Source organism: Lutibacter sp. Hel_I_33_5 (assembly GCF_007827455.1).
In the GTDB taxonomy this organism is placed as follows: Bacteria; Bacteroidota; Bacteroidia; order Flavobacteriales; family Flavobacteriaceae; genus Polaribacter.
In genome coordinates this window covers 400,417-417,424 of sequence record NZ_VISM01000001.1, presented here as the reverse complement: position 1 = coordinate 417,424, position 17,008 = coordinate 400,417, and the positions used below count along the sequence as shown (strand labels likewise).

The following is a 17,008-nucleotide window of genomic DNA, read 5'->3' as shown; positions in this document are numbered from 1 at the left end:
TTTTTATAAAGTTACACTTTCTTTTACAAAATCAAATCGAACTATACCATCTTCATCAATTTTCGTCAATTTTATAGCGTGAATGGTATTTACCAATTCAGGATTCCAAGGCGATTTTACTTTCACATAATTTTCTGTAAAACCATAAATATAACCTTCTTTATTTTCGCTTTCAAACAGTACATTTAGTGTGTTTCCAAGCTGAGTTTCATAAAAAGCTCTTCGCTTTTTTACAGATAAACCACGTAACATTTTACTTCGTTTAGCGCGTACTTTTTTTGGTACAATTCCGTCTAACAAAACAGCTTCTGTGTTTGGTCTTTCAGAATACGTAAATACGTGTAAGTATGAAATATCTAGATCGTTTAAATAAGTATAAGTTTCTAAAAACAATTCGTCTGTTTCTCCAGGGAAACCAACAATAACATCAACACCAATACAAGCATTTGGCATTATATTTTTTATAGCAGCAACTCTATCAGTATATGTTTTACGTAAATACCTACGCTTCATTTTCTTTAATAATTCATCGCTACCAGATTGTAACGGAATATGAAAATGGGGTACAAATGTTTTTGAGTTTGCAACAAAATTGATGGTTTCGTCTTTTAATAAATTTGGTTCTATAGACGAAATTCGTAATCGATGAATTCCTTCCACATCATCCAATGCTTTTACTAATTCATAAAAAGTATGTTCGTGTTTTTTATTGCCAAACTCACCTTTTCCATAATCGCCAATATTTACACCCGTTAAAACAATTTCTTTAATTCCTTTAGAAGAAATTTCTTTTGCATTGTGCAAAACATTTTCTAAGGTATCGCTTCTAGAAATTCCACGAGCAAGAGGAATGGTGCAATAGGTACATTTATAATCGCAGCCATCTTGTACTTTTAAAAACGCACGTGTTCTATCGCCAATAGAATAGGAGCCAACATAAAAATCTGCATCTTCAATTTCACAAGAATGAACTTGTCCAACATCATTTTTAGTTAAATCGTTTATATAACTAGTAACATTAAACTTTTCGGTTGCTCCCAACACTAAATCTACACCATCAACATTTGCTAATTCTTCTGGCTTCAACTGTGCATAGCATCCAACACCAATAATAAAAGCCTCTTCGTTTTGCTTTAAAGCAGACTTTACAATGGTTTTAAAACGTTTATCAGCATTATCTGTAACAGAACAGGTGTTAATTACATAAACGTCAGCTTTTTGGTCAAAATCTACACGATCAAAACCTTCATTCACAAAATTTCTAGCAATAGTAGAAGTTTCAGAAAAATTTAATTTACATCCTAACGTATAAAAAGCTACTTTTTTATCTGTAATCATGCTAATTTCTATCCTAAATAAAAAACAAAAGCCTTGTGTACGTCTTTAATTTTTTAGAAGTTCGTATAGTGTATTTCCTAAATCTGTCTAAGACAGTATTTATGTGGTGCAAAATTACAATATTATTCATGATTTTTGAAACAGAACGTTTATTAGTTAGAAAACTTGTTTTAGAAGATGCCCAGCCTTTTTATGAACTAGAAAGTAATCCGAAAGTTTTGCAATATGCAACTGGAGACGTTAAAAATGAAGCAGCTTGTTTTAATGAACTTCAAGAGTTAATTGCTAAATATGAAAAACCTACGAATGATTTTTGGATTTATGCTGTGATTCGAAAGTCAGACCTTAATTTTGTAGGAACCGTTGCGTTAGTAAAAGATGATGAAGACGATGAAATTGGTTATCGTTTTTTAGAAAAATTTTGGGAAAATGGTTATGGTTTTGAAGTGTGTGAGGAATTAATTAATTATTGTAAACAGATAAAAATAAACAAGTTAATTGCTTATGTAGTTGACGAAAACGTTGCTTCTACAAAAATAATAGAGCGTCTAAAATTTAAATCCGTAAGACAATTTATTAGCGATGACATTAAATTACCAGAAACTAAATACGAACTTTATTTATGATTGAAGACACGCTAAAACCACCTTATTATGCCGTTATTTTTACAACTACACTGACTGATAAAACAGAAGGTTATTTAGAAATGGCTGATAAAATGGAAGCACTCGCAAAACAGCAAAAAGGATATTTAGGTATTGAATCTGCTAGGAGTGAAGTTGGAATCACAGTTTCTTATTGGGAAAGTTTAGAAGCAATAATAAATTGGAAAAACAATATAGAACACTCTGAAGCTAGAAATTTAGGAAGAGAAAAATGGTATCAACAATATCAACTTAGAATATCGAAAGTAGAAAGAGAATACGGATTTAAAAAATATTAGATGTACGCTAAACTCCAAAAAATAGCAGAAAAATTTATAAGTAAAAGTTCTATCTATAAATATGGGTTTAATTTATCACCTATGTACAGTAGATCTACAGGAAGAATAGTTGAAGTTTCTAAAGATTTATTGTCTGTTAAGGTTAAAATTAAACTGTCTTATAAAAATAGTAACTATGTAGGGTCTATTTTTGGTGGAAGCTTGTTTTCTGCTACCGATCCAATATTTATGATTCAGTTATTAAATATTTTAGATAGAAATTATGTAGTTTGGGATAAAGAAGCTACAATAAAATTTAAAAGACCCGCTTTTGAAACTTGTTATGTAGATTTTATGTTTACCGAAGAAGAAATTACGCAATTAAAAAAAGAAGTTGCAGATAAAAAAGAAATCGACTTAGTAAAAAATATTTATATAACAAATAAAGATAAAACTATAGTTTTTGCTGAAGTTTCTAAAACAATCTATGTTGCTGATAAGCTATACTATAAAGATAAAAAAGTAAAGAGAAATAATAAAAAGTGATTAGAACTCAGAAAATAATATTTGCTAAAATAAAATTTAAAAATAATATTTTATTAAGCACAATTGTAGCCTTTATATTGTTACTATTTTCGTGCACTCAAGAACAATCAAAATTTGATGATACACAAGTTTTTAGATATAACGAGCACAAAAACATCAATACCTTAGATCCAGCGTTTTCTAAAGATTTACGAACCATTTGGGCAACTACGCAATTGTTTAACGGATTAGTACAATTAAATGATAGTTTAGAAGTTGAACCTGATATTGCTAAAAGTTGGACTATTTCTGATGACGGAATTCACTATGATTTTAATTTAAGAAAAGATATTCAATTTCATAAGCATATATTATTCGGAAAAGACTCTACAAGAAATGTAGTTGCAAAAGATTTCGAATATTCTTTTAACCGATTAATAGACCCAAAAGTAGCATCCACAGGAAAATGGGTATTAGAATTTGTTGATCGTTTTAAAGCAAAAAATGATTCTACGTTTTCAATCACATTAAAAAAACCATTTCCGCCATTCTTAAGTTTATTAAGTATGAAATATTGTTCAGTAGTCCCGAAAGAAGCTATTGATTATTTCGGAGACCGTTTTAGAGCAAATCCAATTGGTACAGGACCGTTTACGTTTAAATTATGGGTGGAGAATACGAAGTTGGTTTTTAGAAAAAATAAGTTTTATCACGAAAAAGACGATAAAGGAAATCAATTACCTTATGTAGAAGCAGTTGCTATTACTTTTTTGCCTGATAAACAAAGTGAGTTTTTACAGTTTATTCAAGGGAATTTAGATTTTTTAAATAGTATTGATGTTTCTTATAAAGATGATTTATTAACGTCTAAAGGACAATTACAAACTAATTATACTGATAAAATTAACATGATTTCAAGTCCGTATTTAAACACAGAATATTTGGGTGTTTATACAGATTCTGAAGAAAAAGAAGCCAATGCTATTAAGATTAGAAAAGCGATGAATTATGGTTTTGATAGAGTAAAAATGATAAAGTATTTACGGAATGGTATTGGTACGCCAGCAATAAATGGATTTATACCAAAAGGATTACCCTCTTTTTCGAATATGAAAGGATATACGTATCAACCTAAAAAAGCAGAGCAATTAATTAAAGAATATATTGAAGAATCTGGTAATTCATCACCAGCGATAACAGTTTCAACAGATAGTCAATATTTAGATTTGTGCGAATTTGTACAACGAGAAATGCAAAAAATAGGCTTAAAAGTTATTGTTGAAGTTTTGCCTCCATCAACATTGAGAGAACAAAAGGCTAAAGGACAATTGTCAATTTTTAGAGGTAGTTGGGTTGCAGATTATCCTGATGCGGAAAACTATTTATTTATTTATCATAGTAAGAACTTTTCACCGAAAGGGCCTAATTACACACATTATTCAAGTGAAATATTTGATAATTTATATGAAGAAGCAGTACAAACTTTAGATGTTAAAAAACGTCATTTTTTGTATAGAAAAATGGATAGTTTAGTTATGGATTCTGCGCCAGTTATTCCTTTGTATTATGATGTTGCGTTACGTTTTACTCACAAAAACGTTAAGGATTTAGGGATTAATCCAATCAATCATTTGGTACTTAAGAACGTTAAAAAAACAAAATAGTGTTATTCCCAATTAAGATTGGCAAGGATAGGGAAGTGGTCGGAGTATTTTACTGGAAATGTTCTAAAACGAGTAACTTCAGTATTTTCATTTGTTAAAATAAAGTCAATTCTTACAGGGAAAAAATAATTAAAACTTTTCCCAAATCCCTTACCAGCTTCGATGTACGCATCTTTTTTATTATTAGCAATCTGGTTATACACCCAAGAATATGCTGTGTTATTTAAATCGCCACAGATAATTTTTTTTCCTTTCCATTGTTTTTCGTGGGCAAGAAAAACTTCAGTCTGATTTGTTTGTTTTGTAAATGAAGATTTTAATCGCTTTAATAATTTCTCTGAGTTTTCTTCTCCAAAATTTTCTTTATCAGGATTAATTTTTAAAGATTCTAAATGTAAATTATATACTCTTATAGTGTCTTTATCTTTAAGAATATCAATATAAATAGCATTGTTTGTGCTGTTTGCAAAATCTAGAGATCCTTGCCTAATTATTTTAAATTTAGAGTAGATTGCTAAGCCAAACTTGTTGTTTTTTGATTTCGTTTTTATGTATTTATACGGATAGGTAAAACTAATTTTATCTGACTCATAAAACTCTTGAATAGCAAGAATATCTGGTTCTTTTTCAGTAATAAATTCAAACGTTTTTTGAGCGGCATTTTTGTCTTTATTCCATTTGTAATAGTTAAATGTTCGTACATTATAACTCATCACTTTAACATCAGAATTTAAGACATTGTTTGTTCCTGAAAGTTTGTAAAAAGGTGATGAAAATAACCATCCTATCCCTAAAACTACAGCTGAAAGAAGAAACTGTTTTTTTAATTTTATCAACCAATAAATTAGAAATAATAAATTTGCTATAATCAAAAATGGAACTAATAAGCTAAGTACAGCAAAGGTTGGAACTGATTTTGGTGAAATAAACGGCAATAAATAGGATAGTAATAAAATTGCAGCGACAATTGAATTTATTAGGTACAGTAATTTTTTAATGAGGGAATACTTCTTCATACATTATTTCTTTCCTTGTTTAAAAAGAAATGCCTTTTCTTCTTTAGTTAACGTATCGTAACCAGATTTACTAATCTTATCTAAGATGCCATCGATTTGTTGTTGATTATTTGATTTTACATCTTTCTTTTTTCTAACATTTTTAGATTTATGGACAGTTTTTAAGGGCTTCCTTTTTTTACTAAACAGTTCTCTTATCGGTTTTAATAAATCAATTTTTGTGTTGCTTGCAAAGCTCACAAATAAAAAGCCAAACAATGCACCTCCAATATGTGCTAAATGTCCACCAGCATTCCCTGCTGGGATTTGTATTACATCTAGGGCAACCCAAATTGCTGCTAAATGCCACAACTTAATAAAACCAATAAAACGAAGCTTTAACTGATAATTTGGCATATACGTAGCAATTCCTATAAAAATGGCAGAAATACCTGCTGAAGCACCTAATAATATGCTTTGGTTTATTTGATTTGAAAAAGCAGGAAATATATTATAGCTTAACAAAAATACAATTCCGCCAAATACGGTTCCTAACACATAAAAGTTGATTAGCTGCTTTGGAGTAAAGTATTCTAAAAATAAATTTCCAAAATAAAACAAGGCAATTAGGTTTAATAAAATATGTAAAAAACTAGCATGTAAAAATCCGTAGGTAATTAGTGTCCAAGGTTTGCTTAATAATCCGTCAAAAGTAGCTGGTAGCGCAAACCAATCAACAATAAAGTTTGAATTAACATTAAATAAAAAACCGAATGTGTTAAATAAAAACACAATAAAAAAAACGCCTAAATTTATGTAGATTAATTGTTCTACAATATTGGCTTTTTTAAATCTAATTTTTATGTTTTCTAAGATGTCCATAAAAATTAATTCCAGCGTTTAAATTGATTATTTTTCCAGTACCAAGCTAATAGAAAACCTATTAAAGCTCCACCTATATGTGCAAAATGTGCAATGTTACCAATAGAATAACGTGTCATACCAAAAAACAAATCTCCTACTAAAATTAAAGGAATAAAGTATTTTGCTGCTATAGGAATCGGTAAAAATATTAATGCCAATTTAGCATCTTTAAAATACATTCCAAAGGCAACTAACACACCATAAACTGCTCCAGATGCACCAACGGCAGGTGTATGATATAAACTATAAAATTCACTCATTTCTTTATTTGAAAGCGGAATTATACTATCATTATATTGCCCAGAATTTAAAATATGTTGAATTTCAGTTGAAGATAATCCTAACTCTACAAGTTGCTGGTATACTCCATTAAATTGATAATAATTTACCAAACTATAAATTAGTCCAGCTCCAATTCCTACTGAAAAGTAGAAGAATAAAAACTTATTCCTTCCCCACATTTTCTCCAGAGGCGTCCCAAATGCCCATAAGCCATACATGTTAAATAAAAGATGTGGAAAACTACCATGCATAAACATATGCGTTACATATTGCCAAAAACCAAAATGTTCGTTTTGTGGAAAATGTAATGCTAGAATGTTGGTGAAATCCATTTTTAAAAGTTGCGGCGCAACAAATAAAATAACATTAACAATTATTAAATGTTTTATGGCTTCTGTAAGTTTTGTATTCATTTTTAATGACTAAAAATTGCGTCTATTTCTTTAATTGTTAATGTTTTAAAAGTATTTTTCCCAAAAGGAGAAGTATTTGGTTCTTTACAAGAAAATAAGTCGTTTACTAAATTTTCTTGCTCTTTTTCTGATAATACCGCTCCAGTTTTAATGCATAATGTTTTTGCAAATGATTTTGCCATTACATCAAAATGACTAAAACTTGCTTCTGGAATGTCTAAATTTATATCGTTTAATAGTTGTTCTAAAATTTGTGTAATCTGACTTTCTAAAATTGAGGTTGGAATGCCTCTAACAGTAATCGATTCTTTGGTAAATTCTTCAAAAACAAAACCTGCGTTTTCTAATTCTGACTTTATCGTATAGATTGTTTCTATCTCTTGTGATGAAAACGAAATTTTTACAGGAAACAATAATTGTTGACTATTGGCTTCACTAACCGTAATACTTTTTAAAAATCGCTCATACAAAACCCGTTGATGTGCTAACGATTGATTGATTAAAACAACACCCGATTTTATAGCACTTAATAAATACTTATGTTGAATCTGAATTGTTTTTTTAGCTTCTGTAATCGTTTTATTCTCAAAAAGTTCTGCTTGTTCTGTTTTAACTTCAGGCTCAATATTGCTATATAAAACATCCCAAGAGCCAATATCTTTTTTATAATTTTGTTGATGATAGACTTCTTTATCATCATTTTTAAAAGGATTGTACGAAGGATCTACCGTAATTTTTGGCGTCGTAACTTTTTGTTGCTTAAAGCTATATGGTGTGTCTAACGTGGCATCTCTATTAAAATCTAAAACTGGCGCAACATTATATTGTCCCAAACTATGTTTAATTGTTGCTCTTATAATTGCATACAAGGCTTTTTCGTTATCAAACTTAATTTCTGTTTTTGTAGGGTGAATATTAATGTCAATAGTATTTGGCGGTACCGTTAAGTATAAAAAATAGGAGGGGTGATGATTGGTGTCTAATAAACCATCAAAAGCATTTACAACTGCATGGTTTAAATACGAACTTTTTATAAAACGATCATTTACAAAAAAGAATTGTTCGCCTCTTTTTTTCTTTGCGAATTCAGGTTTAGCTACAAAACCTTCAATAGAAATAATGTCTGTTTTTTCATCAATTGGCACTAATTTTTCATTCATTTTAGCACCAAAAATCCCGATGATTCTTTTTCTACAATTACTTTCTTTTAAATGATACACCTCATTATTATTATGATGTAATAAAAAAGCAATATTTGGATGTGCTAAAGCGACACGTTGAAATTCGTCAATTATATGTCGAGTTTCAATGGTGTCTGATTTCAGAAAATTTCTTCGAGCTGGAATATTATAAAACAAGTTTTTTACAGCAATGCTTGTCCCTTTTGATGTAGAAACAACTTCTTGAGAAATTACTTTACTACCTTCAATTTTAAGTTGTGTGCCTAATTCTTCAGATTCTTGTTTGGTTTTTAATTCAACATGAGCAATCGCAGCAATAGAAGCTAATGCTTCGCCACGAAAACCTTTTGTGCTTAAATTAAAAAGATCTTCTGCACTTTTTATTTTAGAAGTCGCATGACGTTCAAAAGATAATCTTGCATCGGTACCACTCATACCAATACCGTTATCTATCACCTGAATTAATGTTTTACCAGCGTCTTTTAATAAGAGTTTTATTGAGGTTGCACCAGCATCAATAGCGTTTTCTAGTAATTCTTTTACCACAGATGCAGGTCTTTGTACTACTTCTCCAGCAGCAATTTGATTGGCTACATGATCTGGTAAAAGTTGAATGATATCTGACATTAATTACCTAAAAAAATTGATAAATCGAAATCGATAATAAATAGAAAAATTAAAACTAATATACAGATGATGATTAAGATTGTTTTATTTACACCACCATTCTCTGAATCTTTAAATTCATCAATAGCATTTACAAATTTCCCTTTTAAACTCCTATCTGTATTTACAGTAGTTCTAAATTCATCAAACTTGTGATCAAATTTATAAGGGTTATCACCTTTATAATATCTAGGTTGGTAATCGAACTTATTAATTTTCTTTTTAAAAATTCCCATGATTGCTGTAGATAATTGGTTATATACTTTTGTAGCGCAAAAACTAAACCAAAAATAGTATAAAGTCAAAGTTACAGAATAATAAATGAGTGTTCAAGAAATGGGTTCAAAAAGTATTCACAAAAATTGTTAGAAACCGATACTAACTCCTTTTGATCCACTATTTTTTATAGCAGCCATTTTTATAGCAGCTACAGCACATTCAATACCTTTATTACCAAGTTTACCACCAGATCTATCGATAGATTGCTGTTTTGTATTGTCTGTAAGCACACAGAAAATAACAGGAACATCGTACTTAATATTAAGATCTACAATACCTTGAGTGACTCCTTCGCAAACAAAATCGAAATGTTTTGTTTCTCCTTGTATTACATTTCCAATAGCAATAACAGCGTCAAGGTTTTGAGTTTTAATCATTTTTTTACAACCAAAAACAAGCTCAAAACTACCAGGAACATTCCAAGAAGTAATATTTTCTTTTAAAGCGCCGCAATCTAATAAAGTGTCAATTGCGCCTTGTTGTAAGTTATTGGTTATTTCTGGATTCCACTCAGAAACAACAATCCCAAATCGAAAAGGTTTCGCATTTGGGATTGTTGTCTTATCGTAATATGATAAATTAGTTGTTGCCATAAATTAGTGTTTAGTTGTTAGTCTTTAGTGAATTGGTAAAACTAATTCCCAACACAAAGTTACTAACTACTTATTCAGCATATTTAGCACTATTGATGTACTTGTCTATATCTTTTCCTTGATCAGATTTAGCAAAATCTTCTTTAATTCTAGTATATAAACTTTCTGCTTTACTGTATTTTTTTAATTGCATTGCTGTTTGTGCAGCTTTGTATAAAAATAACGGCGTAGTAAAATCGTTCTTCTTTTTATTTGCAGCATCTTCATAATATCCTAATGCATCTTCTGGTTGATTGATATCTGCAAACGCATCTCCAATTGCACCTAAAGCAGTAGGGCCTAATAATTGATCATCCGAAGAAAAATTACTTAAATACTCGATTGCTTTTTCATACTGCTTCATTTTTAAATATGAAACACCTGCATAATAGTTCGCTAAATTTCCAGCTTTCGTTCCGCTAAAAGATTCAGCGATGTCTACAAAACCATATTTTCCGTCTGCACCTTCTAATCCTAAATTAAATAAAGAATCTACATCTGTACCTGCTGTTAAAGCTTCATCAAAGTATTTTCTTGGAAAGGCTAATTCGTTTGCAGCTTCACTTTCTTTAGGTTCAACAACGTATTTATTATATGCTAAAAAAGCTAAAAATAATCCAACAACAACAAGTAACCCAGTAAATAAAGGTTTACTGTTTTTTTCTATCCATTGTTCAGATTTAGAAGCAGTTTCGTCTAAAGTGTTAAAAACTTCTGCAGTTTCGAATTGAGACTCATCTATCTGATTTTGTCCTTTTTTATCTTTAGGTTTAGCACCTCTTTTCTTGTAAGTAGCCATGAATTCTTTAAAATTTGTGGCGCAAAAATAGTTTATTTAATTGGATTTTAAAAATCAATATTTAGTAAAAAAAATCAATATTTTACAATAGGTTTGTATATCTTAAGGATAACTATGTATTTGGAAAAAATTTCTTTGGTGAATTTTAAGAATATTTCTTCGCAAACATTTGATTTTCAACAGAAAATAAATTGTTTCGTAGGCAATAATGGTGTTGGTAAAACCAATGTTTTAGACGCTATTTATTATTTGTCTTTTGCAAAAAGTTATTTTAACCCTGTTGCTGTACAAAACATAAAACATCATGAAAACTTTTTTATGATTGAAGGCGCATACAATTTAAACGATCGTGTAGAAAAAATTGTGTGTAGTTTAAAAAGAGGGCAGAAGAAGATTTTAAAGAGAAATGATAAGGCATACGAAAAGTTTTCTGATCATATAGGATTATTTCCTTTAGTTATTATTTCACCTGCGGATAGAGATTTGGTGGTAGAAGGAAGCGATACAAGAAGAAAATTTATAGACGGCGTTATCTCACAACAAGATAAAAGCTACTTACAAGATTTAATTAGTTATAATAAAGTGCTTTCTCAAAGAAATGCATTATTAAAGTATTTTGCAGCTAATAGAACTTTTGATGCGTTAAACTTAAGCGTTTACGACGAGCAGTTACATAATTTAGGAACTAAAATTTATACTAAAAGAACTGCTTTTTTAGAAGGCTTTATACCGATATTTAATGAAAAGTATCAAATAATATCGGAAGATAAAGAACAAGTTAATTTAGTATATAAAAGTCAGTTACATACAAGTGATTTATCTGATTTACTTAAGAAAAGTTTAGAAAAAGATAAAATATTACAATACACAACATGCGGAATTCACAAAGACGATTTAAGTTTTCAAATTGATGAACATGCTATTAAGAAGTTTGGTTCTCAAGGTCAGCAGAAATCGTATTTAATTGCGTTAAAATTAGCACAATTCGAGTTTATCAAACAACAATCTAATGTATTACCAATTTTGTTGTTAGATGATATTTTTGATAAATTGGACGAACAACGTGTAGCGCAAATTATTACTTTAGTAAATAATGACGAATTCGGACAGATATTTATTACAGACACACATTCTGAACGAACTGAAAATGTATTAAAACAAGGAAAGAAGGAGTTTAAGATTTTTAAGTTGTAGTTATTAGAGACAAGAGACAAGAGACAAGAGACAAGAGACAAGAGACAAGAGACAAGAAAAAAAATGAGTAAAAGAGAAAACGATAGTTTTTCGATTAAAGATTTAATGGGGTCTTTTATAAAAGATAATAACCTCTCTAAAGGCATGCAAAAACTGAAGATAGAAGAAGTTTGGGCAAAGCTAATGGGGCAGGGTGTTGTGTCTTATACTACCGGTATTCAACTACAAAATAAAACATTGGTGATAAAATTATCTTCTTCTGTTCTTAGAGAAGAATTAAGCTATGGTAAAGAAAAAATTGTAAAAATGATTAATGAAGAAATGGGGAGTGAGGTTGTTAATAAATTGTTGTTGGTTTAGTTTATTTAAGTAAAAAATTGAAATTAATAAAAATAGCCTCCATAATTATTTTCTTATCCTTAATTCATAATTAAATTCACTAAACAAATCAGTTTATAAATTATAAAAATTTGTAAATTTGCTCACTGAAACTTCAACAGTAGCAAATGAAAATATCATATACCTGGTTGCAACAATTTTTACAATTAGACTGGGAAGCCTCTAAAACAGGTGAATTACTTACAGATTTAGGATTAGAAGTAGAAGGTATAGAAACCAAAGAAACAATTAAAGGGAGTCTACAAGGTGTTATTGTTGGCGAAGTTTTAGAATGTATTCAACATCCAAATGCTGATCGTTTAAAAATTACTAAAGTCGATTTAGGAACAGGTGAACCACTACAAATTGTGTGTGGAGCACCAAATGTTGCTGCTGGACAAAAAGTGCCTGTAGCTACTATTGGTACAATGTTGTATGATGATAAAGGCGCAGGATTTAAAATAAAGAAAGGAAAAATTAGAGGAGAAGAAAGTCATGGAATGATTTGTGCCGAAGACGAATTAGGTTTAGGGAAATCTTATGACGGAATTCTAGTTTTAGAAGATACAATAGAAGTTGGTACACCTTTAGCAACTGTTTATAATGTACAATCAGATCAAGTATTTGAAATTGGGTTAACACCCAATAGAGCAGATTCTATGAGTCATTATGGAGTTGCAAGAGATTTACGAGCTGGTTTAATGCAAAACGATATTAATCTTGAATTAATTTCACCATCTGTGTCAGATTTTCATGTAGATGAACGTACTTTAAGAATAGATGTTGATGTAGAAGATAAAGATTTGGTACCTCGTTATTGCGGAATTACAATTTCTGATGTTGAAGTAAAAGATTCACCAGAATGGATTCAAAATAGATTAAAAGCCATTGGTTTAACACCCAAAAATAATATTGTAGACATCACTAATTATGTATTACATGAATTAGGACAACCGCTTCATGCGTTTGATACTGCAAAGATAAAAGGGAATAAAGTAGTTGTAAAAAACTTAAAAGAAGGCACAAAATTCATCACGTTAGATGAAGTTGAAAGAGAATTATCATCAGAAGACATTATGATTTGTGATGCAGAAGATAATCCACTTTGTATTGGTGGTGTTTTTGGTGGATTAAAATCGGGTGTTACAGAAAACACAAATGCCATATTTTTAGAAGCGGCTTATTTTAATCCAGTATCAATTCGTAAGACTGCAAAAAGACATGCGTTAAACACAGATGCTTCTTTTCGTTTCGAAAGAGGAATTGATATTAATACAACAGAATATGCTCTAAAACGTGCAGCTTTATTAATTGAAGAATATGCAGGCGGAAAAATGGCATCAGATATTTTAGATGTCTATCCAGAAAAGATGGAAGACTTTCAAGTGTTTCTTTCTTATGAAAATGCGTATCGATTAATTGGTCAAGAAATTCCTAAAGAAACTATTAAGAAAATATTAGCCTCTTTAGAAATAAAAATAAGCAGTGAAACTGAAGGAGGTTTAGGATTAACAATACCTTCGTATCGAGTTGATGTACAAAGAGAAGCAGATATTATAGAAGAGATTCTAAGAGTATATGGCTATAATAATGTGGAGTTTTCACACAAATTAAACACCTCAATTTCATTTGATACTACTAATGAGACTAAGATAGAAAATATTGTTGCCAACCAATTAAGTGCTTTAGGATTTAATGAAACTATGGCAAATTCTTTAACCAAAGAAGACTACGTTAATTTAACAGAAAACTTACAACTAGAGCATAATGTGGAAATGCTTAATCCGTTAAGTAGCGATTTAAAAGTGATGCGTCAATCACTATTATTTAGTGGCTTAGAAAGTGTTTCTTATAATATTAATAGAAAAAATAACACCTTAAAGTTTTACGAATTCGGTAAAACATATCATAAATTTCAAGATAAATACCAAGAAGATAAACATCTAACACTTTTTGTAACTGGAAACAGAACAAAAGATGGTTGGAATGCTGCTTCTAGAATTTCAGATTTCTTTTATGTAAAAGGTATTATTACTACTTTGTTAAGTAGGCTAGGAGTGCATAAATTAAAAACAACACCAGTAAAATCAGATATTTTCTCTGAAGGTATTTCCTTTGGTTTAGGTAAAATAAAATTAGTTGATTTTGGAACTGTTAAGCAATCAATTTTAAAAGAGTTTTCTATAAAACAAGAGGTTTTATATGCTGATTTTAATTGGGAGAATATTTTAAAATTAACAGGTAAGAAAAATTTAAAAGTTTCTGACATGCCAAAGTTCCCAGCTGTAAAACGTGATTTAGCACTATTGTTAGATGATAAAGTTGAGTTTAAAGAAATTTATAATCTAGCATTTCAATCTGAAAAAAACTTATTAAAAGAAGTAGATTTATTTGATGTGTATGAAGGTGATAAATTACCAGAAGGTAAAAAATCATATGCAGTAAGTTTTGTGTTACAAGATGAAAGCAAAACCTTAGCAGATAAACAAATAGATAAAATAATGCAAAAATTACAGCAAACATTCGAAAAGAATTTGGATGCTGTTTTAAGATAGAGTTATGTTAAGAAAATTATTGTTGCTTTTTATTTTATGTTTTATTTCGTGTAAAAAAAATATTAAATCACAGGTAATAGAAACTGCAAACATAAGTGATGTTGAACGTTTGGGTTATGCTTTAGAAAAAGCTCTAGATAGCGATGATATTTTTGGTATTAATAAGCTTTATGATGAAAGAGCTTTAGCGAATCGTTTTTTACAAAAATCAAGTAAAAAAAGAATACTTCAATTCAATAGTGGGTATTTTAAAAGTTTTTCTAGGCAGTTTAGCTTTGGAGAAATGATTATTTCAGAAAAAAGTAATGGAGCTTATTATGATTTCATTAATGTGTATTTAGATGAAAATAATAATTATCATTTAATATTTAGATTATATAATAATGGAATAAATTATCATGACCATTTAATTAAAGTTGTAAATGGTAAGCCTAAAATAATAGATACTTATATTTATTTAAGTGGTGAATTTTTGAGTGATTCTTATAAGAGGATGTATAAGAGAATGCTAAACAAGGTTATATTTGATAATAAAAATTTAGATGAAATTACTTTTATAAAGGATTTAGAAAAGTTAAAAGAAGTCAGGTCTTTAATTTTAAAACAAAACTTTAAAAAAGCATTAAATAAGTATAATAGCATTAGTAATGCTTCTAAAAAATTAAAATCTTTTAAAATAATAAATATTAATGCTTCATCAAATATCTCTGAAAAGTTATATATAGAGAGTATTGAAGATTATAAAAAGAGTTTTCCTAAAGACAAAAGTCTACCTTTAATATCTATAGATGGTTATATAATAAATAAACAGTTTAATAAAGCTTTTCAAAATATAGATATTCTTGATAGATATGTAAAAGGAGATAAATTGCTTAATTTTATTAGAGGTAATACTTTTATTTATCAGAAAAAAATTAAAGAAGCATTAGAAATGTTTACTACTGTGAATAAAGATTTTCCAAAATTTATAGATGCTTATGAAAGTAAATTGATGATTTATTTAGAGCAGCATAACCATGAAAAGGCTATTGAAATATTAGATGTTTTAAATAATGATTTTAAAACTAATAAAGAAGATATAACCTTAAATATAGCTAATAATTATCCTAATTTTATAAAATCTAAAGCGTATGAAAATTGGTATAAATCTAAATAATGTATAAAATAATTATAAGACCAATATTTTTCCTTTTCGATCCAGAGAAAATACATCATTTTACTTTTGGACTGGTAAAGTTTTTATCTAAAATTCCTTTATTACCTTCAATTTTTAGAAGTTTATATCAAGTTAACGATAAAAATTTAGAAAGAAATTTATTTGGGTTAACCTTTAAAAATCCAGTAGGGTTAGCAGCAGGATTTGATAAAAACGCCGTCCTGTATAATGAACTTGCAAATTTTGGCTTTGGTTTTATTGAAATTGGTACGGTTACTCCAAAAGGTCAAGTTGGAAATCCAAAGAAAAGATTATTTCGTCTAAAAGATGATCAAGGTATTATTAATAGAATGGGTTTTAATAATGAAGGATTAGAAGCTGCAATTGACCAACTAAAAAAGAATAAAGGAAAATTAATTATAGGTGGAAATATTGGTAAAAACACCAATACTTTATCCGAAAACTACACCGAAGATTATTTAACATGCTTTAATGGATTACACCCGTATGTAGATTATTTTGTACTAAATGTGAGTTGCCCAAATGTTTCTAGTCATGCAAAATTAGAAGACGTTGGATATTTAAAAGAACTGATTACTGAAGTTCAAAAAGTAAATAATCAACAAGAAAAACAAAAACCAATTTTATTAAAAATAGCTCCAGATTTAAATGATACTCAGCTAGATGAAATTATTCAACTAGTCGCTGAGACTAAAATAGATGGTGTTATTACTTCTAATACATCAATTAATAGAAATAATTTAAAAGTATCAGAAAGTCGTTTAAAAGCAATTGGAAATGGTGGTGTAAGCGGGCAACCGATTAAAGAAAGAAGTACAAGGGTAATTAAATATTTAGCAGATAACTCCAACAAAGCTTTTCCAATTATTGGTGTGGGAGGAATTCATTCTGAACAGGATGCTTTAGAAAAAATTAAGGCTGGTGCAGATTTAGTACAAATTTATACAGGCTTTATTTATGAAGGTCCTCGTTTAGTAAAACGAATTAATAAGGCAATTTTAAAAGCTATTTAACAACTTTATCTTACGTGTATTCTTTCAATTGGTCTTACTTTTCTAATTGATAAATTGTAGTTTGTATTTTA

17 protein-coding genes are annotated in these 17,008 nt (G+C 29.1%); 9 read left to right on the top strand and 8 right to left on the bottom strand.

Annotated features, from left to right (window positions below; genetic code table 11):
- Positions 1 to 3: 3 nt before the first annotated feature.
- Positions 4 to 1,338 carry a tRNA (N(6)-L-threonylcarbamoyladenosine(37)-C(2))-methylthiotransferase MtaB gene (mtaB, locus tag OD91_RS01835; RefSeq protein WP_144894702.1) on the bottom strand — a complete coding sequence of 445 codons (1,335 nt, stop codon included), beginning with the start codon at positions 1,336 to 1,338 and terminating at the stop codon, positions 4 to 6.
- Positions 1,339 to 1,466: 128 nt separating this feature from the next.
- On the opposite strand from mtaB, the gene OD91_RS01830 reads away from it, so the two are divergent.
- The 4 genes from OD91_RS01830 to OD91_RS01815 are packed head-to-tail and all read left to right on the top strand — an operon-like array spanning position 1,467 to position 4,449.
- Positions 1,467 to 1,964, top strand: a complete 498-nt coding sequence (locus tag OD91_RS01830) for a GNAT family N-acetyltransferase (protein ID WP_186434372.1) — start codon at positions 1,467 to 1,469, stop codon at positions 1,962 to 1,964.
- The gene (locus tag OD91_RS01825; RefSeq protein WP_144894700.1) at positions 1,961 to 2,281 is read left to right on the top strand and encodes an antibiotic biosynthesis monooxygenase; all 321 of its coding nucleotides are present in this window, start codon (positions 1,961 to 1,963) and stop codon (positions 2,279 to 2,281) included. The genes OD91_RS01830 and OD91_RS01825 overlap by 4 nt, the downstream gene beginning before the upstream one ends.
- The gene (locus OD91_RS01820) at positions 2,282 to 2,806 is read left to right on the top strand and encodes a DUF4442 domain-containing protein (protein WP_144894699.1); all 525 of its coding nucleotides are present in this window, start codon (positions 2,282 to 2,284) and stop codon (positions 2,804 to 2,806) included.
- On the top strand, positions 2,803 to 4,449 hold the full coding sequence (locus tag OD91_RS01815; protein ID WP_255513137.1) for an ABC transporter substrate-binding protein: 1,647 nt from the start codon (positions 2,803 to 2,805) through the stop codon (positions 4,447 to 4,449). The genes OD91_RS01820 and OD91_RS01815 overlap by 4 nt, the downstream gene beginning before the upstream one ends.
- A 2-nt stretch (positions 4,450 to 4,451) precedes the next feature.
- On the opposite strand, the gene OD91_RS01810 is transcribed toward OD91_RS01815, so the two are convergent.
- From OD91_RS01810 to OD91_RS01780, 7 genes are all read right to left on the bottom strand, one after another.
- A complete protein-coding gene (locus OD91_RS01810; RefSeq protein ID WP_144894698.1) occupies positions 4,452 to 5,465 on the bottom strand; it encodes an endonuclease/exonuclease/phosphatase family protein in 1,014 nt (337 codons plus the stop codon).
- 3 nt (positions 5,466 to 5,468) lie between these two features.
- Positions 5,469 to 6,326, bottom strand: a complete 858-nt coding sequence (locus tag OD91_RS01805) for a rhomboid family intramembrane serine protease (RefSeq protein WP_144894697.1) — start codon at positions 6,324 to 6,326, stop codon at positions 5,469 to 5,471.
- A gap of 5 nt (positions 6,327 to 6,331) precedes the next feature.
- Positions 6,332 to 7,063, bottom strand: coding sequence for a rhomboid family intramembrane serine protease (locus OD91_RS01800; protein WP_144894696.1), 732 nt, complete (start codon positions 7,061 to 7,063; stop codon positions 6,332 to 6,334).
- 2 nt (positions 7,064 to 7,065) lie between these two features.
- Positions 7,066 to 8,871: a DNA mismatch repair endonuclease MutL gene (mutL, locus tag OD91_RS01795; protein WP_144894695.1), complete on the bottom strand. Its 1,806-nt coding sequence runs from the start codon at positions 8,869 to 8,871 to the stop codon at positions 7,066 to 7,068.
- A complete protein-coding gene (locus tag OD91_RS01790) occupies positions 8,871 to 9,146 on the bottom strand; it encodes a riboflavin synthase subunit beta (protein WP_144894694.1) in 276 nt (91 codons plus the stop codon). The genes mutL and OD91_RS01790 overlap by 1 nt, the downstream gene beginning before the upstream one ends.
- Before the next feature lie 129 nt (positions 9,147 to 9,275).
- Entirely contained in the window at positions 9,276 to 9,782 is a 507-nt protein-coding gene (gene ribH / locus OD91_RS01785) for a 6,7-dimethyl-8-ribityllumazine synthase (RefSeq protein ID WP_144894693.1), read from the bottom strand.
- Between the two features lie 70 nt (positions 9,783 to 9,852).
- Positions 9,853 to 10,620 carry a tol-pal system YbgF family protein gene (locus OD91_RS01780; protein ID WP_144894692.1) on the bottom strand — a complete coding sequence of 256 codons (768 nt, stop codon included), beginning with the start codon at positions 10,618 to 10,620 and terminating at the stop codon, positions 9,853 to 9,855.
- 114 nt (positions 10,621 to 10,734) lie between these two features.
- On the opposite strand from OD91_RS01780, the gene OD91_RS01775 reads away from it, so the two are divergent.
- The 5 genes from OD91_RS01775 to OD91_RS01755 all read left to right on the top strand — a co-directional run bounded on the left by OD91_RS01775 (position 10,735) and on the right by OD91_RS01755 (position 16,937).
- Positions 10,735 to 11,814 carry a DNA replication/repair protein RecF gene (locus OD91_RS01775; RefSeq protein WP_144894691.1) on the top strand — a complete coding sequence of 360 codons (1,080 nt, stop codon included), beginning with the start codon at positions 10,735 to 10,737 and terminating at the stop codon, positions 11,812 to 11,814.
- 63 nt (positions 11,815 to 11,877) lie between these two features.
- Positions 11,878 to 12,174: a DUF721 domain-containing protein gene (locus tag OD91_RS01770; RefSeq protein ID WP_144894690.1), complete on the top strand. Its 297-nt coding sequence runs from the start codon at positions 11,878 to 11,880 to the stop codon at positions 12,172 to 12,174.
- A 146-nt stretch (positions 12,175 to 12,320) separates the two neighbouring features.
- Positions 12,321 to 14,747, top strand: coding sequence for a phenylalanine--tRNA ligase subunit beta (gene pheT, locus OD91_RS01765; RefSeq protein WP_144894689.1), 2,427 nt, complete (start codon positions 12,321 to 12,323; stop codon positions 14,745 to 14,747).
- A gap of 4 nt (positions 14,748 to 14,751) precedes the next feature.
- Entirely contained in the window at positions 14,752 to 15,903 is a 1,152-nt protein-coding gene (locus OD91_RS01760; protein ID WP_144894688.1) for a lipopolysaccharide assembly protein LapB, read from the top strand.
- Positions 15,903 to 16,937 (top strand): quinone-dependent dihydroorotate dehydrogenase, encoded by a 1,035-nt coding sequence (locus OD91_RS01755; RefSeq protein WP_144894687.1) that lies wholly within the window; start codon positions 15,903 to 15,905, stop codon positions 16,935 to 16,937. Before OD91_RS01760 ends, OD91_RS01755 begins: the two co-directional genes overlap by 1 nt.
- The last annotated feature ends 71 nt before the right edge of the window (positions 16,938 to 17,008 follow it).